The following is a 19,470-nucleotide window of genomic DNA, read 5'->3' as shown; positions in this document are numbered from 1 at the left end:
GGGCCGGGGCGGGCGGCCGCCGGCGGGTCGTCCGGTCGGTGAGGGTCGTCGCACGCCTGAGATCCTGCCATCCGGGTGCGACAGCGGCCGGCCGGCTCAGGCGTTGTTGAGGTATTCGGTCACGAAGGCGGCGATCGCGTCGGCGATGAGCTGCACGGCGATGGCGGCCAGCAGCAGGCCGGCGATCCGGGTCAGCACCTCGATGCCGCCCGGGCGGAGCACCTTGACGATCCCGCCGGAGAAGCGCAGCACCACCCAGACGGCGACCATGACGGCCACGATGGCCAGGGCGATCGCGACGTAGTCGGCGACGCCGCCGGCCTGCTGCACGAAGAGCATGGTGGCCACGATGGCGCCGGGGCCGGCCAGCAGCGGGGTGCCCAGCGGCACCAGCGCGATGTTCGAGGTGACCTGCTGGCTCGGGTCGTCCGCCTTGCCGGTCAGCAGCTCCAGCGCGACCAACACCAGCAGCAGGCCGCCGGCGGCCTGCAACGCGGGCAGGTCGACGTGCAGGTAGGCCAGGAGGGTCTGCCCCGCCACCGCGAAGATCACGATGACCCCGAGCGCCAGCGCGACGGCCTGCCAGGCGGCCCGGTTCCGGTCGCGGGCGGGCAGCGGCCCGGTGAGCGCGAGGAAGATGGGCATCATTCCGGGCGGGTCGACGATCACCAGCAGGGTCACGAAGACCTCGCCGAAGAGCTTGAGATCCACGCGGACACGGTAGCGGTGCCGCCGGAACGCTTCAGCCTGAAGCGACCGGGGTCACCCCCCGGGCCAGCCCGACGATCCGCTCGTACGCCTCGGGCCCGGTGGTGAACGCGCCGAGCCGCACGGTCTTGTGCGTGCCGTGAAAGTCCGACGAGCCGGTGACCAGCAGTCCCAGCTCGGCGGCGAGCCGCCGGACGTGTTCCCGCTCGGCCGGGCTGTGGTCCTCGTGGTCGGCCTCCAAGCCGGCCAGGCCGGCCGCCGCCAGCCGCACGATCAGGTCGTCGGGCACGATCCGGCCGCGCCGGCTGGCCCTCGGGTGGGCGAAGACGGGCACGCCGCCGGCCGACCGCACCAGCGCCACGGCGCGAAACACGTCGATGTCGTCCTTCGGCAGCCGGTACCGCTCCCCCAGCCAGTCCGGGCCGAACGCCTCGGTGGTGGTGGCGACCAGGCCGGCGCGGATCAGCGCCTGGGCGATGTGCGGGCGGCCGACCGTGCCGCCCGCCGCGCCGGCCAGGATCTCCGACCAGCTCACCGGGATGCCGTCGGCCTGGAGCAGCCGGACGATCCGCTCGCCCCGCTCCTCCCGGGCCCGCCGAACCCGGGCCAGTTCCGCGGCCAGCTCGGGCTCGGCGGGGTCGAAGAGGTACGCGAGCAGGTGCAGCGGGATCGCCGGCTCGACACCGAACCAGCGACAGGACAGCTCCGCCCCGCGGATCAGGGTGAGACCGCGCGGCAGGGCGGCGACCGCGTCCGCCCAGCCCGCCGTCGTGTCGTGGTCGGTGAGCGCCACCACGTCGAGGCCCGCGTCGGCGGCGGCCCGGACCAGATCGGCCGGGCGGAGCGTGCCGTCGCTCGCGGTGGAGTGGGTGTGCAGGTCGATGCGGGCGAAGGCGCTCACCCGCCCGACGCTACGCCCCGTCGGGCGGGGTGGGGACGTCGGCCACCACGACGGGTCGCGTGCCCGTGGTCACCCCCGAGACCGCCGACGGGGTCGGTTGCTCGCCGGCCAGCACCCGCTTGGGTTCGACCCGGACCAGCTCGCCAGCGGCGTCCACGTGCAACGCGACGCCGGCCCGGGACCAGGCGACCGCGCCGGAGAGCGCGGGGCCCGCCGGGTGGGCCGCCGGGGTGGCCCCCAGGTCGGTCAGGTCGACCAGTTGGGCGGCGTGTCCGGCGCCGTTCACCAGGAGCCACCGCCCGTCGGGCGAGACCCCGCCGAGGCCGTCGACGGCCGGCTTCGCGCCGCAGCCCGTCCGCACCGGGGCGAGCCCGCGTGCCGGGTCGAGCAGCGCCAGGCAGGGTTGCCGCGCCGCGCCGACGGTGACCAGACCGACCAGCCGACCGTCCGGCCGGGCCCCGTAGACGGCGTGGACGTCCGGGTTCGCCGAGCCCGGCAGGCCGCCCGCGGCCCGCCGCCAGACGCTCATCCCGCCCTGGTCGGGCTGCCGGAGGAGCACGTCGTCGCCGGTGAAGCCGACCGGCACCACGCCGGCCGGCGCGGTCACCCGGACGGGCGCGATGAGCTGCCCGGCGACCACCCCGGCGGCGATCAGCTCCGGGCCGTCCCGCCAGGCCACCTGCCGACCGTCGGCGGAGATCGCGACCGCGTCCGCGGCGGCGAGCATGACCTGCGGCGTGTTGCGGTCGGTCGGCGGCACCCACCAGAGGGTACGGCCGGCCGCGGTGGCCGCCGAGGTCACCAGCCAGCCGCCCTGGTCGTGGACACGCTGTGCCCGCTCGACCCCGTCCACCCCGGTCAGCGCCCGCCGTTCGCCGCCGCTGGCCTCCAGCCAGCCGTCGACGAGCAGGTCGAGTTCGGCACGGACGGAGCCGGACCGGGTGGCCGGCGTGGATTCCGAGGGGAACGGGGACGGGGAGAACCCGGGCGGGTCGCCGAGCACCACGGTGGGCGTGCCGCCGGTCCCGGCCGGCCCGGTGATCTGTGCCATCCCGGCGCTGACCAGGACCGTCGCCATGCCGGCGAGGGCCAGCCCGGTGAGCGCGCGACGGCGGCCGGCGCGGCGGGCCCGGCGCATCGCCACGCCGGCCGGGTCGACGCCGAGAGGTCGGGGCGTGGCGACCTGACGGGACAGCGTGTCCCGCAGCGCCCGCTCCAGCTCGTCCTCGCTCACGGGGAATGGACGCTCCGGGCCGCCCGTCCGGTTGTCGCCGTGCTGCCGGATGCCGCTCATCAGGTCTCCGCCGCGACCGGGACGGCGGGACGGACCGGCGCGGCGGCCGGCGGCGACGCCGGACGGTCGGCTCCGGCGGGTCGCCGGGCGGGCTCGGCCGGGGCGCCGACCGGCTCGGCCGGGGTACGGGACGCCGGGGCCCCGACTGCTCGGGCCGGGGTGCGGGGGGCCGGGGACACGTCGGGGCGGCCGGCGGAACCGGCCGGGACGCGGGACGCCGACGGCGCGGCCGGTTGGCGGGTCGCTCCGGGTCGGGTGCGCGGCCCGCCCGGGGCGGGCGCGCCGCGGACGACCGGTTCGGCGGACTGCTCGACCGGATCGGTCGGCAGGCCCAGGGCCGCCTCCGAGCCGAGCCGGCGGCGCAGGGTGTTCAGCGCCCGGGAGGTCTGGCTCTTGACGGTGCCCGGCGAGATCTCGAGCAGGGCCGCCGTCTGCGCCTCCGACATGTCCTCGTAGAAGCGCAGCACCAGCACGGCACGTTGCCGCGCCGGCAACGCCTGCAGGTGCCGCCAGAGCGCGTCCCGGTCGAGCTGCTGCTCGATCTCGTCGACACCGGCCCGCTCCGGCAGCACCTCGGTCGGCCGTTCACCGTGCCACCGGCGGCGCCACCAGCTGGTGGACGTGTTGACCAGGACCCGGCGGGCGTAGGGCTCGATGGCGTCGATCCCGCCGAGCCGTTTCCAGGCCAGGTAGGTCTTGGTCAACGCGGTCTGGAGCAGGTCCTCGGCGGTGGCCCAGTCGCCGGCCAGCAGGTAGGCCGTGCGCAGCAGGGCGCCGGAGCGGGCCGCGACGAACTCGCGGAACTCCTCCTCCAGCGGATCCCTGCTCGCCACGCTCACCTCCGCGCCCCCGTCCTGCCTGGCAGGCTCCCATGGCTGGACGGGTGGTCACGTCGGCAAAAGGTGTGCACTTCATCCGATGTTCGGACGAAAAGTTTCAGGCGCCGTCGTCGGCCTTCGCCTCGTCCTGCTCCTTGCCGATCCGCGCCTCCACGGCCTGCGGCTCGTACATCTCCTCGACCACGCGCAGGTAGAGCTCGTTCGGGTTGGGCAGGTTCTTGATCTCGCGGAGCGCCTGCTCCTGACCCGCCGACTCCAGCACGAACGTGCCGTAGTTGAGGGCGCGGCCGGTCGGCGTCTGCTCGTACTTCATGTCGGTGACCCGGACCAGCGGCATCATCGCGACCCGCCGGGTGATGATCCCGTTGACGACCATCACCCGCTTGTTGGTCAGGATGAAGCGGTCGTACCACCAGTCGGCGACCCGCCAGGCGACCCAGCCCATCACCCCGAACCAGAGCAGCACCGCGACCGTGGTGAGCGCGCCGACGTCCCGCCCGGCGAGGAAGCCGGAGAGGTAGCCGAGCACGAAGGTGGCCGCCACGCCGACGATGATCGGCGTGGTCAGGTGCACCCAGTGGCGCTTCCACTCGCCGCGGAAGCGCTCGGTCGGGAAGAGGTAGCGGGCCGCCAGCGCGCTCGGCTCGTCCTCCATCGGCAGCACCCGGCGCGGCGCCATGCCGGAGGCGTCGGCCCGGAGACCGGCCAGCTCCTCCTCGGAGATCGGCTGCTCCGGGTAGCCCTCCGGGTCGCGCGCCCAGCCACGACCGGAGCGACCCTCGCCCGCGTAGCCGGGGCCGTCGCCGAAGGCGGCGTCGTCCGACAGGGAGGGTCCGCCGCCGTAGGCGGGGCCGGCGCCGTAACCGGGACCGTCGTCCGGGTCGATCCGGGGGATCGGCTCGGTGTCGCGCTCCCGGCGTGCCCGGTCGGGATCGTCCGGGTCGTAGGGTGGACCGGAGGGGCTTCCCATGTGCGGTTAGGCGACCAGGTTGGTGAAGAAGTCGCCGAAGCCCTGGGCGATGTCCATGATGCCGCCGCCCAGGGACTTGAAGACGTCGGCGGCGGAGTTGGGCCGGTACGCAACGAAGAAGATCAAGAATGCGATGCCGGCCCAGGTGAGGACCTTCTTGACCATAGCGGGCCATCCTCTCGCGCGGAGCCGGGTCCGTTTACCGCAGCGGCACCCAGAGTATCAGCATGGTGTCTGTCCGTGAATATCTGCGTCCGCTCCCCGACTCGCCGGTGCCGGCCGGTCAGGCCTGCCCGTGCAGGTACGGGGACGGTGCGCCGTACACGAGTTCGGGCGGTGTCCACTCGGTGAGGTCGTGCAGCACGACTTCTTCCGCGAGGAGGTGACCCGCACTCGCCGGCCAGGCTATCGCATGGAGCCACATTCCCCGAGCCTCGCCGGCGTACGCACTTCGATCCGTTTCGGAACGGACGAGCCACAGTGGAGTGGGATGGCCGCCCACCCGGATCTTCGCGTGCGGCAGACGCTCGGGGTGACCAGGGCCGGGATCGGTAAGCGCCTCCTCCACCTGCGGGCCGGGGTCGGGGCCGGGCAGTCCCGCGAAGCGGGAACCGAGACCGACGCCGGGTTCCTCGGCGACGAAGATCAGGTCGGCCGGTCCGCCGTCGAGCGGGGCCGGGCCGGCGCAGGCGACCACGGTGGCGCGGACCCCGGCCCGGTCGTCGCCGGCCCAGGCCACCCCGGTCAGCGTCCAGCCCGGCGGCAGTGGCCACGGGCACCACAGCGGCATGCCGGGCCGGTCGGCCGGGTCCCCGTCGGCGGCCACCCGCTCCACCACGCTGGCCATGATCTCGGCGCCGATGTGCTCCGGCACATGCAGGGGCGCGACCGGCCCGCAGCGCAGGCACCGGTACTCGCCGTGCATCAGGTCGGGCTCGCGTACCGGGCCCGCGCACTTCGGACAACTCACCGCGACAGTCACGCCTTCACCGTCACCCCGGGCCGGCGAGGCGTCAAGCGGGGCACGTGGGATTTCCGTCAGACGACGGAACCACCGAGCGTCAGGCCGGCGGCGGACCCGCGTGCGAGCGGATCCAGGCGTGCATGGCGATGCCGCTGGCCACGCCCGCGTTGACGGAACGGGTGGAGCCGTACTGGGCGATCGAGAACAGCGCGTCGCAGGCCGCCCGGGCCACCGGGGACAGTCCCGGGCCCTCCTGGCCGAAGAGCAGCACGCACCGGCGCGGCAGGACGCTGCTCTCCAGCGACCGGGAGCCGGGCAGGTTGTCGATCCCGACCACCGGCAGCCCCTCCCCGGCCGCCCAGGCGACGAACTCCTCGATCGTCGGGTGGTGCCGTACGTGCTGGTAGCGGTCGGTCACCATGGCGCCCCGACGGTTCCACCGCCGCCGCCCGACGATGTGCACCTCGGCGGCGAGGAAGGCGTTCGCGTTGCGGACCACGGTGCCGATGTTGAAGTCGTGCTGCCAGTTCTCGATCGCCACGTGGAAGTCGTGCCGCCGCCGGTCCAGGTCGGCCACCACGGCCTCCCGCCGCCAGTAGCGGTAGCGGTCGACCACGTTGCGCCGGTCGCCGGCCGCGAGCAGCTCCGGGTCGTAGCGCGGGTCGTCCGGCGGGTCACCGGGCCAGGGCCCCACACCCACGTCGAGCTGGTCGTCGGTCACGGTCTGCAGAGGGTACGGCCCGCCGGCGCCGGCCGTCAGCGCAGGTCGAGCGCCCCGCCCAACCGGTCCAGGAACCGGCGGTCGGCGGGGCTCGGCGGGAGGTCGCCGGACCGGCACACCCGGGCCGCCACCGACTCCACCCACTGCCGGTAGGCGGCCGAGTCCGCCGGATCAGCGCGGCGGCGCAGCACCCGTACCGCGGCCCGGGCGGCGGCGAGCAGGTCGACCAGGTCGGTGAGGCGCTCGTCCCGGTCGGCGGCCCCGTCGTGGCGGGCGTAGATGGCGGTGACCACGGCCCGGATCAGATCGCTGTCGAAGGCCCGACCGGCGGCGACCGCGTCCAGGCCGGCCAGTCCGCCGGCGACGCCGCGGGGCGGACGCCCGGGACCGGGCGAGGCGGCGGCGACGAGGACTCGACCCGGCAGGTCGGTGAGCAGGTCCCACTCCGCGGCCGAGTAGGCGGCGGTGGTGAGCGGTGCGGCACGGCGACCGGCAGAGGGCGGCTCTCCGGCGACGGAGTGGCTCATGGGGACCTCCAGCCAGAGCATATGCCCCCAAAGAGGGTCAGGGCCCCGTCCCCGCGGAACGGGTACGGGGCCCTGCCGGCCGGGGTGCCCGGGTCAGCGCGGCTCGGGGAAGCTCGGACGCTCCGGGTCGACGCCGTCCGGGACGGCGGCGGCCGCGTACTCCTTCTTCGGGACCATGACCTTGCGGCGGAACACGCAGACCATCGTGCCGTCCTGGTTGTAGCCGCGGGTCTCCACCGCGACCACGCCGCGGTCGGGCTTCGAGGCCGACTCCCGCTTGTCCAGCACGGTGGTCTCGCCGTAGATCGTGTCGCCGTGGAAGGTCGGTGCGACGTGCCGCAACGACTCGATCTCCAGGTTGGCGATCGCCTTGCCGCTGACGTCGGGCACCGACATGCCGAGCAGCAGCGAGTAGATGTAGTTGCCGACCACCACGTTGCGCTTGAACTGGGAGGCGGACTCCGCGTAGTGGGCGTCCATGTGGAGCGGGTGGTGGTTCATGGTGAGCAGGCAGAAGAGGTGGTCGTCGTACTCGGTGACCGTCTTGCCCGGCCAGTGCCGGTAGACCGCGCCGACCTCGAACTCCTCGTAGTAGCGGCCGAACTGCATCCTTGTCCCCTTCGACGGGCGGCGATGGAGTTCGGCACAGCATGCCTTACCGCTTGTTAAGGCGAGGACGGGGGCGCTCCCCCGGCGGAAAAGTCACACCGGGCGCCACCTGGGTGGAGACGCAATGAGCGGCGGGGCCCTCCCCGGCACCCGCCGCCCACGCTCTGATGTGAGAGATTCTGCCGTACGGGGGTACGGTGACGACAGAGACGGACGTCACATTTATCTTTTCGTAACACTACTCACCGTCACCGTCGACCCCCCGGGAAGCGATCTCCGCAGGCCCGATCCCCGCTCGTCAGAGCGCAAGTTACCGATTCGTAGCCGAAACAGAGCGCGATCTCCTTGGAAACGCTCCCATCACGTCCCGTCACGCAAATGCGGCCTGCACTTGCGTTCCGCACGGCCGCCGACACAGATGGACCTCGATGTGCCCTGGGTCACCGTCGGGCTGCGCAGCGTTTCGTCGCGCAGGTCACGGGAATTCCCATGGATCGACCCTGGTTCCACCGGACGTACAGCAATCCGCGGTGATCGGAGAGAGCAATGGCAACGGTTGAGCTGACCACGGCCAACTTCGACGAGGTGACCGGGCGTGACGGCATCGTCCTGCTCGACTTCTGGGCGGACTGGTGCGGTCCGTGCAAGCGCTTCGCCCCCGTCTACGAGCGCTCCTCGGAGAAGCACCCGGAGATCGTCTTCGGCAAGGTCGACACCGAGGCGCAGCAGGAGTTGGGCGCCAAGTTCAACATCAGCTCCATCCCGACCGTGATGGCGATCCGGGACGGCGTGATCGTCTTCGCCCAGCCGGGCGCCCTGCCCGAGTCGGCGCTGGAGAACCTGATCGAGCAGGTGCAGCAGTTGGACATGGACGACGTCCGCAAGAAGCTGGCCGAGCACAAGCACTGAGCACTTTCCGCCGCCGGCCGGGCCCGACCACGGGCCCGGCCGGCGGCGTGTCACGTCCGCGTGGCACGGGCGGGACGGGCAGCGAGAATTGGCCGATTGAGGGACAGATTCGGGCGCTTTCCTCCCGTAGCGTCACGACGCGATGGAGACCTTGACCACCCGCGGGCGCGCCGTCCGGTTGGGCGCCACCCTGCTCGGGGCGGCACTGCTCCTCCTCGGCACGGTGTACGGCACCGACGACGACTTCCCGTTCGGGCCGTTCCGGATGTACTCCACCTCGGACCCGCCGAACGCGCCCGCGCCGGACACCCGGGTGGAGGGTGTCGACCGCACCGGTGCGGTGGTGTCCCTCGGCCAGGAGGCAACCGGCATCCGCCGGGCCGAGATCGAGGGCCAGCAGGACCGGTACGCGACCGACCCGAGTCTGCTGCGCACCGTCGCCGAGGCGTACGAAGAACGCCACCCCGACGCCCCGGCGCTGGTCGAGGTGCGGATCGTGGTCCGCTGGTACGACATCCAGGGCGGACGCCCGACCGGCGAGTGGACCGACCGCACCGCCGTGCGGTGGGAGACCGGATGACCGGCTGGCTCACCGAGGCGGTGCCGCGCGGCCGGGTGGCCGCCTTCCGCACCCTCGTCTACCTCTTCGTCGCCGCCGACCTGGTCGTCTTCACCCCCTGGGTACGCACCCGCGTCGACGTCCCCGGCGACCTCTACCAGCCGCTGCTCGTGGGCCGGCTGCTCCCGCTGCCCACGCCCACCCCCGCCCTGGTCGGCGTGGTCTTCTGGGTGCTGCTGGCCGCCGCGCTGCTGGCCGCCACCGGCCGCGCGCCACGGCTGCTCGGCTGGACGGTCTTCGCGCTCTACTTCGAGTGGATGATCGTGGCGATGAGCTACGGCAAGGTCGACCACGACCGGTTCGGGCTCCTCGTGGCGCTGGCCGTGCTGCCCACCGCCGGCCGGGCCCGCCACGGCGACCCGACCCGCACCGAGGCGGGCGGATGGGCGCTGCGCGTCACCCAGATCGCGGTCATCTGCACGTACTTCCTCGCCGCCTGGGCCAAGTTCCGCTTCGGCGGCCTGGACTGGGCCACCGGTTCGGTGCTGGCCCGGGCGATCATCCGCCGCGGCACCGATCTCGCCGACCTGATCGCGCAGGTCCCGCACCTGCTGATCGTGGCCCAGTTCGGCATCCTGGCGTTCGAGCTGCTCAGCCCGCTGGTGTTCGTGGTGCCCGCCCGGTGGCGGACGGCCGTCGTCGGCTTCTTCTACTCGTTCCACCTGGTGACGATCGCGACGATCACCATCTCGTTCGCGCCGCACCTGGTGGCGATGACCGGCTTCCTGCCACTGGAGAAGGTCCGCCCGGTGCTCCTGGCCCGGCGCCTGCTCGGCCGCCGCGACCGCCCGGCCGGTCCCGCCGTCGCCGACGGCCCCCGCTCCGCGCCGTCGGCCGATCCGGCTCCGGCGGCGTCCGCCTCGACGGCCGGGGCCGCCGTACCGGACCCGACCGCCGGTTCCACCGCCCACGGCTGACCGGCGACCGGCCGGTCAGGAGGTCGGGTCGGGTCGGCCGGACCGGCCGTACAACCGTTCCCGGGCCTCCTGGGGCAGCGCGCACGCGGCCGTCCCGCCCGGCATCCGGTGCCGGTTGCGGGCCACCCAGCGGTACGCCGGCCAGGCGGCGGCGCGTACCGGCGCGAGGCGCAGCCCGGCCCCGGCGAACCGCCAGAGCGGCCCGCTGTCGCCGAGCAGCCGGGCGATGGCGTCCGGCCCGGCGGCGCGGGAGCCGTCGGCGCCCACCCACTGGACCGCCTCCTCGCACTCGGCCTCCGTCAGGCCCAGCGCCGACAGGTCGGCGAACTGCCACGGCACCACGCGGGCCCCGGTGGGGATACGACGCTCGATGAACTGCGCGCAACTGGTGCAGAACGCGCAGTCGCCGTCGTAGACGAAGGTCGACGTCTCCATGCCTCCATCCTGCACCCGCCCCGGGCGTGGCGGCGGCCGGTGTCCGGCGCGTCACTTGCGCATCGTTCGAACACGTGTTCGAATGAGGCCCATGCGCTGGGACAACCTCTCCGCTCCCCCGGACGAGGGGGCTCCTGACCGGGCAGCGCCAGCGGCTCCACCCCTGCCGCTGGCGCTGCCCCACGCGGTCGCCCGCACGTTCGACACCCCCGACTTCGCCGGCATGACCTTCTACGAGGTGCAGGCAAAGTCGATCATCAACCGGGTGCCCGGCCAGCCCCGCGTGCCGTTCGAGTGGACGATCAATCCCTACCGGGGCTGCTCGCACGCGTGCACATACTGCCTGTCCGGTGACACGCCGATCCTGATGGCGGACGGTCGCACCCGGGCGATCAGCGAGCTGGAGCCCGGCGACCGGATCTACGGCACCGAGCGGCGGGGCGCCTACCGCCACTACGTCGTCACCACGGTGCTCGCCAAGTGGTCGACGGTGAAGCGGGCCCACCGGGTCACGCTGGCCGACGGCACCACGCTGGTGGCCAGCGGCGACCACCGGTTCCTGACCGAACGCGGCTGGAAGCACGTCACCGGCAGCATGCGGGGCGGCGCGCGACGCCCCTACCTGACCACCCGCAACCGCCTGCTCGGCACCGGGCGGTTCGCCGTCGCGCCGAAGCGCTCGACCGACTACCGCCGGAGCTACCTGCACGCGCTGGTGCGCGGCGCCGACCGGCCCGGCACCCGGTTCCGGCTGGCCACCTCCGCGACCGAGGCGCTGGAGCGGGCGGAGCGGTTCCTCGCCGAAGCCGGGATCGTCGTGGAGCGGTCGGCCGCCCGGGTGGGTCGACGATCAGCGACCGCGCTGCGGACCACCGGGCCGGCCGGCGTCGAGGCCGTCGCCGGGCTGGTCCGGCCGCCGGACGAGCCGACCGACGACTGGCGGCTGGGTTTCCTCGCCGGCCTCTTCGACGCCGCCGGGAGTTGCCGCCGGGGCGTGTTCCGGATCGGCGTCGCCGACGACCGGAGTTGCCGCCACGCGGCCGAGGCCCTCGACCGGTTCGACTTCCGATGGGTGCGCGACGAGCCGGGCAACCGCACCGGGTCGTGCCAGCTCCGGCTGACCGGCGGCCTGCCGGAGCGGCTGCGCTTCTTCCACCTGACCGACCCGGCCGTCACCGGGCCCCGCTCGATCGAGGGCACGGCGCTCAAGTGCGCGGCCCGGCTCCAGGTGACAGCGGTCGAGGATCTCGGCCTGGAGCTGCCGCTGTGGGACATCACCACCGGCACCGGTGACTTCATCGCCAACGGGGTGGTCAGCCACAACTGCTTTGCCCGCAACACGCACACCTACCTCGACCTCGACGCCGGGGCGGACTTCGACCGCAAGGTGGTCGTCAAGGTCAACGCGGGCGAGCTGGTCCGCCGGGAGCTGTCCGCCCCACGCTGGCACGGCGCGCACGTCGCCATGGGCACCAACGTGGACTGCTACCAGCGGGCCGAGGGACGCTACCGCCTGATGCCGCCGATCCTGGAGGCGCTGCGCGACTTCGCCAACCCGTTCTCCATCCTCACCAAGGGCACACTGCTGCTGCGCGATCTGCCGCTGCTGCGCCAGGCCGCCGAGGTGACCCGGGTCGGGTTGTCCTACTCGGTGGGCTTCGTCGACGAGGCGCTCTGGCGGGTCGCCGAGCCGGGCACGCCCAGCCCGCGCCGCCGGCTGGACGCGGTCCGCCGGCTGACCGACGCCGGCTTCTCGGTCGGGGTGCTGATGGCCCCGATCCTGCCCGGCCTCAGCGACGACGAGGAGTCGATCGACGCGACCGTGGCCGCGATCGCCGCCTCCGGCGCGTCCGGCGCGACTCCGCTGGCGCTGCACCTGCGACCGGGTGCGCGGGAGTGGTACGCGCGCTGGCTGGCCCGGGAGTTCCCGCACCTGGTGCCCCGCTACCGCCAGCTCTACCGGGCCGGGGCCTACGCGCCGCAGGCCTACCAGCGGGAGGTGACGGCTCGGGTGCGGATGGCGGCCCGCCGGCACGGGCTGCACCGGGGCGAGACCGGCGACAACCGCCGGCTGCCGGAGACGCCGCCGCCGGCCCCGGCCGCCGAGCAGCTCTCGCTGCTGTGACCGGGTCGGCGGGTTAGTCTCGGCGAATGCGTTCCGCCCAGCAGCTCCTCGCCGACTCCGCCGTGATCGCCGTCGTCGGGGCCTCCCGCGACCCAGGCAAGGCCGCGCACCGCGTACCGCTGGAGATGCAGCGGCACGGCTGGCGGATCATCCCGGTGAACCCGACGGTGGACGAGCTGTTCGGCGAGAAGGCCTACCCGACGCTGGCCGACATCCCGCACCCGGTTGACCTGGTCGACGTGTTCCGGCCGGCGCGGGACGCGGTCGAGGTGGTGCGGCAGGCGGTGGCGATCGGCGCACCGGCGGTCTGGTTGCAGCTCGGGATCGTCTCCGCCGAGGCGCGGCGGATCGCCGAGGAGGCCGGCATCGACTACGTCGAGGACAAGTGCCTCATCGTCGAGCGGGCCGCCGCGGGCCTCTCCCGCCGCTGATCGGCAGGGTCGCGCGCTGGCGGCTGCCGCGTACCCTCCGGGCGTGTCCCTTTCCCACCCGGCCACGGGGCCGGCGACGCCCGGCCGCGACGGACTCTGGACACGCCGGGTGCTCGCGCTCCTGGCGGGAACGGCGGTGGCCGCGGCGACCGCCCGTGGCCTGGTGGCGCTTGGCCCCGCCGGCCTGGACCGGATCCGCGACGTGGCGTGGGCGGCGGGCGGTGTGCACCTGGCGCAGCGGCACTGGCGACCCCGGCGGACCGGGCGGTTGGTCTGGCGTACCCGGGTGGTGGGGCGACGTGCGACGGAGGCCGGGCTGGTGGCACGCCGGTCCGTGGCGGGCCTGCTGGGGCTGGCGGCGGGTCTCGTCTTCTGGACGGTGTTCGGGGTCGGGACGGTCTCGCTCCTGCCCGACCGGTGGTACCGGTTCGGGGTGGTGGCGGTGGCTCTCGGCCTCGGCCTGGCCGTCCACCGCGAAGCCCGGTTCACCGGCCCGCTCGCGCTGACGGCGAGCGGGATCCGGGACGGCGGGGCGTGGTATCCCTGGGCGACGGTCCGGGCGGCCGAGCTCGCTGGGGACGAGCCGGACGGCGGCGTGGCGCTGCGTCTGCTCCCCGAGCGGCTTCCCCGGCCGGTCGTCGGCGGACGCGACGTCACCGTGTCGGACGAACGACTCCTGACCGCGATCGAGCAGTTCCGGGCGGCCCCGGGGACGCTGTCGGTAGGGCTGCCGGTCATACCGCCCGAGCCGGCCGCCCGACCCGGGGTCGGGTGAGGGTCGGGTCACCGGGCCGGGTCGGCGCCGAAGATCAGGTCGAGCTGGGCGTCGAGCGCGGCCAGCGCGGTCTCCGGGGGATAGTGGCCGCCGAGCACGTAGATGCCGAGCCCCTCCATCACGGCGAGCAGCCCGACCGCGGCCCGTTCCGGGTCCAGCCGGCCGTCCGCCACGAGCGGTGAGCCGGCGGCGATCTGTCCGGCCACGAACGCCAGCAGCGCGGCCGTCTCGTCGTGCAGCGCGGCGGCCACGGCCGGCCGGACGGCGGTGTACGCCAGGAAGGCCAGGGCCACCCGGCCGTCCGCCCGCCGTTCGTCGTCGAGCGGCAGCAGCTCGGCCAACATGGCCCGCAGCAGCGCCCGGGGTGCCGGCGTCGCGCCGAGCGGCTCGACCGCCCGGCGGACCCGGGCCTCGTTGCGCTCGCGGACCACGGCGAGCGCGAAGACCATCATCTCGTCCCGGGTACGGAAGTAGTGCTGCACCATCCCGGGGCTGACCTCGGCCGCGGCGGCGACGTGGCGCAGGCTGACCGCCTCCAGCCCCTGCTCGGCCGCGACCCGCATCAACGCGTCGGCGATCAGCGCGCGACGCTCCCGGTGGTCGACCCGCTTCGGCATGCCCCCATGGTTTCACAATACGAGTGCATTGACACGCCACCGAGGATGTTTTACATTGCGACTGCATTGAAAAGAGGGGGTGCGGTGATGGGGCGAGTGCTCCGGCTGGCGCGGCGCGTGGTGGCGTACGAGTGGGGCATGTGGCGCAGCCTCACCCGGTGGGTCCTGCGCCGGCCGTACCCGGTGGCGCCGGGCGCGGAGACGTACGCCTACGTCGGCGGGGTGCAGGCGATCCTGCTGGCCTTCATCGTCCTGTCCACGATCGAGATCCCGGTCCTCGACGTGATCCTGCGGCACACCGTCGACCAGCCGACGGTGCGGCACGCGGCGATCGGGCTCGGCGTCTGGGGCGTGCTGTGGATGGTCGGGCTGCTGGCCAGCCTCCGGATCCACCCGCACGTCGTCGACGACGCCGGCCTGCGGGTGCGCAACGGCGTCTCGATCGACGTCACGATCCCGTGGACCGCCGTCGCCGAGGTGTCGTTCCGTCGCCGCTCGCTGCCGTCCAGCCGGGCCGTCCAGTACGACGCGGACGACCCGGCGGTGCTCAACCTCGGCGTCGGCAGCCAGACCGCGATCGACGTGGTGCTGCGCGAGCCGCTGTCGGTGCCGCTGCCGAAGGGACCGAGCGCGCCGGTGCGGGAGATCCGGCTGTACGCCGACGACCCGGGCGCGCTGGTCGAGCGCGCCCGCCGGCACCTGCCCGCCACCGACCCCGTCACACGCCGGCCGACGCGTTAAGAGGGGGCCCCTGCTCTACCGGAGACGTTAAGAAGGGGCCCTTCCTTACAGCTTGTACTCCTTGAGCAGGCCGCGGGAGATGATCGTCTTCTGGATCTCCGAGGTGCCCTCGCCGATCAGCAGGAACGGCGCCTCGCGCATCAGGCGCTCGATCTCGTACTCCTTGGAGTAGCCGTAGCCGCCGTGGATGCGGAACGCCTCCTGGACCACCTCGGCGCAGTATTCCGAGGCGAGCAACTTGGCCATGCCGGCCTCGACGTCGTTGCGCTGACCGGCGTCCTTGAGCCGGGCCGCGTTGACCATCAGGGAGTGCGCGGCCTCGATCTTGGTGCCCATCTCGGCGAGCTTGAACGCGATCGCCTGGTGCCGGGCGAGCGGCTGGCCGAACGTCTTGCGCTGCTGGGCGTACGCCACGGCCAGCTCGAACGCGCGGATCGAGATGCCGCAGGCGCGGGCGGCCACGTTGACCCGGCCCACCTCGATGCCGTCCATCATCTGGTAGAAGCCGCGACCGACCTTCTCCTCGCCGCCGAGCACGGCGGAGGCCGGGACGGTGACGCCGTCGAGCACCATCTCGGTGGTCTCGACGCCCTTGTAGCCCATCTTGTCGATCTTGCCGGGGATGGTCAGGCCGGGCGCGGTCTCGCCGAAGCCGGGCTCCTTCTCCAGCAGGAAGGTGCTCATGTTGCCGTAGACCGAGTCGGCCCCGGTGTCGGTCTTGACCAGGGTGGCCACCACCGAGGAGTACGCCCCGTTGGTCAGCCACATCTTCTGGCCGTTCAGGACGTAGGAGTCGCCGTCGCGGACCGCCTTCGACTTGATCGCCGACACGTCCGAGCCGCACTCGGGCTCCGACATGGAGAACGCGCCGCGCACCTCGCCGGTCGCCATCCGGGGCAGCAGCCGGGCCTTCTGGTCGGCCGAGCCGTGCTGCGAGATCAGGTACGCCACGATGAAGTGGGTGTTGACGATGCCGGAGATCGACATCCAGCCCCGCGACAGCTCCTCGACCACCAGCGCGTAGGTCAGCAGGGACTCGCCCAGGCCGCCGTACTCCTCGTCGATGGTGAGGCCGAACAGCCCCATCTCGCGCATCCCGTCGAGGATGTCGGCGGGATACTCGTCGGCGTGCTCCAGCCGCTGGGCGTGCGGAATGATCTCCTTGTCGGCGAACTCCCGGACGGTTTCCAGGATCGACCGCTGCACGTCGGTCAGGCCGGGCGTCTGGGCGAGTCGGGCCATCTCAGCCTCCGGGGTCGGCGCATTACTCATGGGTAACTGAACGCTCGGTCAGTATCGGCCCCGGGACCGGCCGCGCCAAGGTGACCAGTCCACACAACCGCTGTGAAAAGGTTCACCGCTACGGGTAGCGTCCGCAAGAGAGAGGGTCGTTGACCTGCGATCGGGGGGCGTACGTGACCGACGAGCAACCACCGTCGCCGTACGAGCCGCCGGGCCACGGCCAGCCCTACGGGCAGCCGCAGTACGGGCAGCAGCACCCGCAGTGGGGACAACAACCGCCGTACGCCCCGCAGCCGCCCTACGGCCAGTACGGCCCGTCCGGCCCGGGGCCACGCCCCCGCGGCGGCCCGAACGTGCTCGCCATCCTGTCCCTGGTCTTCGCGTTCGTCTTCGCGCCGGCCGGCATCGTCTGCGGCCACCTGGCCAAGCGGCAGATCCGCCAGACCGGCGAGGAGGGCGACCAGCTCGCCACCTGGGGCCTGATCCTCAGCTACGTCTTCACCGTGCTCGGCGTGATCGCGTGCTGCGGCTGGATCGGGCTGGCCATCTGGGCCAACTCGGACAACAGCACCGGCTACTGACCGCTCAGCGGAACTGCGCCTCGCGCACACTGTTGCCGCCGTCGACCACCAGCATCTGCCCGGTGATGTACGACGCGGCCGGCGAGCAGAGGAAGGCGATGGCGGCGGCCACCTCGTCCGGCGTGCCGGGGCGCCCCACCGGCGTGCCGTGCCCCTGCTTGATCTCGGCCAGGGTGGACGCCGCGGTATGGATGATGCCGGGCGCCACCGCGTTGACGGTCACCCCGTCGGCGATCATCTCCATCGCCAGCGCCCGGGTCAGCCCGACCACGCCGGCCTTCGCCGCCGCGTAGCCCGCCTCGGTGGGCAGCGCGTTGACCGGACCGGCCGTGGCGGCCAGGTTGACGATCCGCCCCCAGCCCCGCTCTGCCATGCCCACGATGAACGCGCGACTGCACAGGAACGCGGTGGTCAGGTTGCGGTCGATCTCGCCGCGCCACTCGTCGTAGGTCAGCTGGGCCACCGGCCGCAGCACCTCCGGGCTGGCCCGGCTCGCCAGGCCGGCGTTGTTGACCAGCACCTCGACGTCGCCGAGCTGCTCGGCCACCGCGTCGGCGAGCGCGCCCACCTCGGACTCGTCGGTGAGGTCGGCGACGAAGCCGGTGACGCCCAGCTCGCCGGCGCGGTCGTGGATCCGGCGGGTGGTCGACACGATCGCCACCCGGGCGCCCAGGTCGGCCAGCCGGCGCGCGGTCGCGTATCCGATCCCGTCGGCGCTGCCCGCGCCGGTGACCAGGGCGACCCGGCCGTCCAGGCGCATGGTGGCCGGCTCCGGGAGCGGCTCGGACCGTTCCTGCTCGGCGGCGCCCGTGGGCTCGCCGCCGCGCGGGCGGCGCACCGACCCCGGCCGGCTCATGTCCCGTCGCGACCGACCACCACGCGCGTCAAGTGCCATGCCGAGGATCCTGCCCGCTGTGGACCTTCCGGGCAATGCGGCACCCGGAAAGGGGGTCCTCCGTGTTGCGCCCGGGTGGCTACCCTGACCCGGACCACGTACCTGGAGATGATCAGATGAGCTATCCCCCACCCCCCGGTGGTTGGCAGGACCCGCAGTCGAGCCCGCCGGTCGACCCGTACGCGCCGGTCGACCCGTACGCGGTCGCGAAATCGCCCTACCCGCAGCCCGCCGCAGACCCGTACGCGGTGCCCGGCGGCTACCCGCCGCCCGGGGCCTACCCGCCGCCGGGCGCCTACCCGGGTTACGCGCCGCCGACCAGCAAGACGAACTCGCTGGCCATCGTGGCGCTGGTGCTCTCGCTGGTCGGCTTCACCTCCTGCATCACCGCGCCGATCGGCGCGATCATGGGCCACGTCGCCCGCAAGCAGATCCGGGAGACCGGTGAGCAGGGCGAGGGCATGGCGAAGGCGGCCATCATCGTGGGCTGGATCCTGACCGCCCTGCTTGTCGCGCTCATCGTCTTCTACATCGTGATGATCGTGATCGCGGTCAACTCGGACAGCTCCTCCAGCAGCTACTGACGCGAGCGGGCCGCCCCCGGCGAAGGGGGCGGCCCGGCCACGTCAGCGGCGTGCGGTCACTCGGTGGGCGGGGTGAACGACGAGGTACGGGTCATGCCCGCGGCCCGGCCCTTGGCCGCGATCACCAGCGCCATCTTGCGGGACGCCTCGTCGATCATCTCGTCGCCGAGCATCACCGCGCCGAGCTTCCCGCCCGCCTCCGAGGTGTAGAAGTCGTACGCGTCGAGGATCAGCTCGGCGTGGTCGTAGTCGGCCTGCGCCGGCGAGTAGACCTCGTTGGCCGCGTCGATCTGGCCGGGGTGCAGCACCCACTTGCCGTCGAAGCCCAGCGCGGCGGAACGCTTCGCCACCTCGCGGAACGCGTCGGTGTCCCGGATCTGCAGGAACGGGCCGTCGATGGCCTGCTTGTCGTGCATCCGGGCGGCCATCAGGATGCGCATCAGGATGTAGTGGTAGGGGTCGCCCGGGTAGTCCGGGATCAGCGCGCCGACCACCAGCGACTTCATGTTGATCGAGGCCATGAAGTCGGCCGGACCGAAGATGATGGTCTCCACCCGGGGCGAGGCGGCCGCGATGGCGTCCACGTTGACCAGACCGGCGGCGTTCTCGATCTGCGCCTCGATGCCGATCCGGCCCACCTCCAGACCGAGCGTCTTCTCGATCTGGGTGAGCAGCAGGTCCAGCCAGTGCACCTGCTCCGCGTTCTGCACCTTTGGCAGCATGATGCAGTCCAGGTTCGCCCCGGCGCCCTCGACCACCTCGATGACGTCCCGGTAGGTCCACGGCGTGGTCAGGTCGTTCACCCGGACCACCCGGGTCTTGCCGGTCCAGTCGCCGTCGTTCAGCGCGGCCACGATGTTCTTGCGCGCGTCCGGCTTGGCCAGCGGGGCGACCGCGTCCTCCAGGTCGAGGAAGACCTGGTCGGCGGGGAGACCCTGGGCCTTGCCCAGCATCTTGACGCTGGAGCCGGGTACCGCGAGGCAGGACCGGCGGGGGCGACCGACAACGGCCATGGATGCGCTCCTTCCGGCGTCCGGCCGCACGGGGCCGACGCGGGCGGTGGATG

At 73.2% G+C, this 19,470-nt stretch carries 24 protein-coding genes; 9 read left to right on the top strand and 15 right to left on the bottom strand.

What is annotated here, in order from left to right; genetic code table 11:
- Positions 1-96: 96 nt before the first annotated feature.
- The 10 genes from O7600_RS22430 to O7600_RS22385 form a co-directional block, all read right to left on the bottom strand.
- Positions 97-711 (bottom strand): MarC family protein, encoded by a 615-nt coding sequence (locus O7600_RS22430; RefSeq protein WP_281590345.1) that lies wholly within the window; start codon positions 709-711, stop codon positions 97-99.
- A gap of 31 nt (positions 712-742) precedes the next feature.
- Positions 743-1,609 (bottom strand): PHP domain-containing protein, encoded by an 867-nt coding sequence (locus O7600_RS22425; protein WP_281590344.1) that lies wholly within the window; start codon positions 1,607-1,609, stop codon positions 743-745.
- A gap of 10 nt (positions 1,610-1,619) precedes the next feature.
- Positions 1,620-2,843 (bottom strand): hypothetical protein, encoded by a 1,224-nt coding sequence (locus tag O7600_RS22420; RefSeq protein WP_281590343.1) that lies wholly within the window; start codon positions 2,841-2,843, stop codon positions 1,620-1,622.
- Between the two features lie 59 nt (positions 2,844-2,902).
- Positions 2,903-3,736, bottom strand: a complete 834-nt coding sequence (locus tag O7600_RS22415; RefSeq protein ID WP_281590342.1) for a SigE family RNA polymerase sigma factor — start codon at positions 3,734-3,736, stop codon at positions 2,903-2,905.
- A gap of 103 nt (positions 3,737-3,839) precedes the next feature.
- Positions 3,840-4,712 carry a PH domain-containing protein gene (locus tag O7600_RS22410; RefSeq protein ID WP_091582625.1) on the bottom strand — a complete coding sequence of 291 codons (873 nt, stop codon included), beginning with the start codon at positions 4,710-4,712 and terminating at the stop codon, positions 3,840-3,842.
- A gap of 6 nt (positions 4,713-4,718) precedes the next feature.
- Positions 4,719-4,877, bottom strand: a complete 159-nt coding sequence (locus O7600_RS22405) for a hypothetical protein (protein ID WP_013283898.1) — start codon at positions 4,875-4,877, stop codon at positions 4,719-4,721.
- Between the two features lie 118 nt (positions 4,878-4,995).
- Positions 4,996-5,694 carry a TFIIB-type zinc ribbon-containing protein gene (locus O7600_RS22400; protein ID WP_348651352.1) on the bottom strand — a complete coding sequence of 233 codons (699 nt, stop codon included), beginning with the start codon at positions 5,692-5,694 and terminating at the stop codon, positions 4,996-4,998.
- A 79-nt stretch (positions 5,695-5,773) separates the two neighbouring features.
- Positions 5,774-6,397: an RNA methyltransferase gene (locus O7600_RS22395; protein WP_281590340.1), complete on the bottom strand. Its 624-nt coding sequence runs from the start codon at positions 6,395-6,397 to the stop codon at positions 5,774-5,776.
- Between the two features lie 35 nt (positions 6,398-6,432).
- Positions 6,433-6,924 carry a hypothetical protein gene (locus O7600_RS22390; protein WP_281590338.1) on the bottom strand — a complete coding sequence of 164 codons (492 nt, stop codon included), beginning with the start codon at positions 6,922-6,924 and terminating at the stop codon, positions 6,433-6,435.
- Positions 6,925-7,017: 93 nt separating this feature from the next.
- On the bottom strand, positions 7,018-7,533 hold the full coding sequence (locus tag O7600_RS22385; protein ID WP_098743791.1) for a MaoC family dehydratase: 516 nt from the start codon (positions 7,531-7,533) through the stop codon (positions 7,018-7,020).
- A 546-nt stretch (positions 7,534-8,079) separates the two neighbouring features.
- On the opposite strand from O7600_RS22385, the gene trxA reads away from it, so the two are divergent.
- From trxA to O7600_RS22370, 3 genes are all read left to right on the top strand, one after another.
- The gene (gene trxA, locus O7600_RS22380; RefSeq protein ID WP_091582637.1) at positions 8,080-8,442 is read left to right on the top strand and encodes a thioredoxin; all 363 of its coding nucleotides are present in this window, start codon (positions 8,080-8,082) and stop codon (positions 8,440-8,442) included.
- 142 nt (positions 8,443-8,584) lie between these two features.
- Positions 8,585-9,022 carry a hypothetical protein gene (locus tag O7600_RS22375; protein ID WP_281590335.1) on the top strand — a complete coding sequence of 146 codons (438 nt, stop codon included), beginning with the start codon at positions 8,585-8,587 and terminating at the stop codon, positions 9,020-9,022.
- Positions 9,019-9,978: an MFS transporter permease gene (locus O7600_RS22370; protein ID WP_281590333.1), complete on the top strand. Its 960-nt coding sequence runs from the start codon at positions 9,019-9,021 to the stop codon at positions 9,976-9,978. Before O7600_RS22375 ends, O7600_RS22370 begins: the two co-directional genes overlap by 4 nt.
- 15 nt (positions 9,979-9,993) lie before the next feature.
- On the opposite strand, the gene O7600_RS22365 is transcribed toward O7600_RS22370, so the two are convergent.
- Positions 9,994-10,413: a DUF393 domain-containing protein gene (locus tag O7600_RS22365; RefSeq protein WP_281590330.1), complete on the bottom strand. Its 420-nt coding sequence runs from the start codon at positions 10,411-10,413 to the stop codon at positions 9,994-9,996.
- Here O7600_RS22365 and O7600_RS22360 point away from each other — a divergent pair.
- Genes O7600_RS22360 through O7600_RS22350 form a run of 3 tightly spaced genes read left to right on the top strand, consistent with a single transcriptional unit; the run spans position 10,412 to position 13,744 of the window.
- Positions 10,412-12,538, top strand: coding sequence for an intein-containing Rv2578c family radical SAM protein (locus O7600_RS22360; RefSeq protein WP_348651351.1), 2,127 nt, complete (start codon positions 10,412-10,414; stop codon positions 12,536-12,538). The two genes, O7600_RS22365 and O7600_RS22360, sit on opposite strands and share 2 nt — an antisense overlap.
- Positions 12,539-12,564: 26 nt before the next feature.
- A complete protein-coding gene (locus tag O7600_RS22355) occupies positions 12,565-12,969 on the top strand; it encodes a CoA-binding protein (RefSeq protein WP_281590326.1) in 405 nt (134 codons plus the stop codon).
- 43 nt (positions 12,970-13,012) lie between these two features.
- Positions 13,013-13,744 carry a hypothetical protein gene (locus O7600_RS22350; RefSeq protein ID WP_281590324.1) on the top strand — a complete coding sequence of 244 codons (732 nt, stop codon included), beginning with the start codon at positions 13,013-13,015 and terminating at the stop codon, positions 13,742-13,744.
- 8 nt (positions 13,745-13,752) lie between these two features.
- Here O7600_RS22350 and O7600_RS22345 read toward each other — a convergent pair whose 3' ends face one another.
- A complete protein-coding gene (locus O7600_RS22345; RefSeq protein ID WP_281590322.1) occupies positions 13,753-14,361 on the bottom strand; it encodes a TetR family transcriptional regulator C-terminal domain-containing protein in 609 nt (202 codons plus the stop codon).
- Positions 14,362-14,448: 87 nt separating this feature from the next.
- Between O7600_RS22345 and O7600_RS22340 the strand changes: the two genes are divergently transcribed.
- The gene (locus O7600_RS22340) at positions 14,449-15,102 is read left to right on the top strand and encodes a PH domain-containing protein (protein ID WP_281590320.1); all 654 of its coding nucleotides are present in this window, start codon (positions 14,449-14,451) and stop codon (positions 15,100-15,102) included.
- Positions 15,103-15,147: 45 nt separating this feature from the next.
- Here the strand turns inward: O7600_RS22340 and O7600_RS22335 are convergent, their stop codons facing one another.
- On the bottom strand, positions 15,148-16,344 hold the full coding sequence (locus O7600_RS22335; RefSeq protein ID WP_098743800.1) for an acyl-CoA dehydrogenase family protein: 1,197 nt from the start codon (positions 16,342-16,344) through the stop codon (positions 15,148-15,150).
- 173 nt (positions 16,345-16,517) lie between these two features.
- On the opposite strand from O7600_RS22335, the gene O7600_RS22330 reads away from it, so the two are divergent.
- Positions 16,518-16,925: a DUF4190 domain-containing protein gene (locus tag O7600_RS22330; RefSeq protein WP_281590318.1), complete on the top strand. Its 408-nt coding sequence runs from the start codon at positions 16,518-16,520 to the stop codon at positions 16,923-16,925.
- 4 nt (positions 16,926-16,929) lie between these two features.
- Here the strand turns inward: O7600_RS22330 and O7600_RS22325 are convergent, their stop codons facing one another.
- Complete coding sequence (locus O7600_RS22325; protein WP_281590316.1) at positions 16,930-17,820, bottom strand: SDR family NAD(P)-dependent oxidoreductase; 891 nt, start codon at positions 17,818-17,820, stop codon at positions 16,930-16,932.
- A 116-nt stretch (positions 17,821-17,936) separates the two neighbouring features.
- On the opposite strand from O7600_RS22325, the gene O7600_RS22320 reads away from it, so the two are divergent.
- Positions 17,937-18,404, top strand: coding sequence for a DUF4190 domain-containing protein (locus O7600_RS22320; RefSeq protein ID WP_281590313.1), 468 nt, complete (start codon positions 17,937-17,939; stop codon positions 18,402-18,404).
- A 56-nt stretch (positions 18,405-18,460) separates the two neighbouring features.
- Here O7600_RS22320 and O7600_RS22315 read toward each other — a convergent pair whose 3' ends face one another.
- A complete protein-coding gene (locus O7600_RS22315) occupies positions 18,461-19,417 on the bottom strand; it encodes a CoA ester lyase (RefSeq protein ID WP_281590311.1) in 957 nt (318 codons plus the stop codon).
- Positions 19,418-19,470 lie beyond the last annotated feature (53 nt).

Origin of the sequence: Micromonospora sp. WMMA1998 (assembly GCF_027497375.1) — a bacterium.
Classification (GTDB): Bacteria; Actinomycetota; Actinomycetes; order Mycobacteriales; family Micromonosporaceae; genus Micromonospora; species Micromonospora sediminicola.
This window is presented reverse-complemented; position numbering and strand designations above follow the sequence as displayed.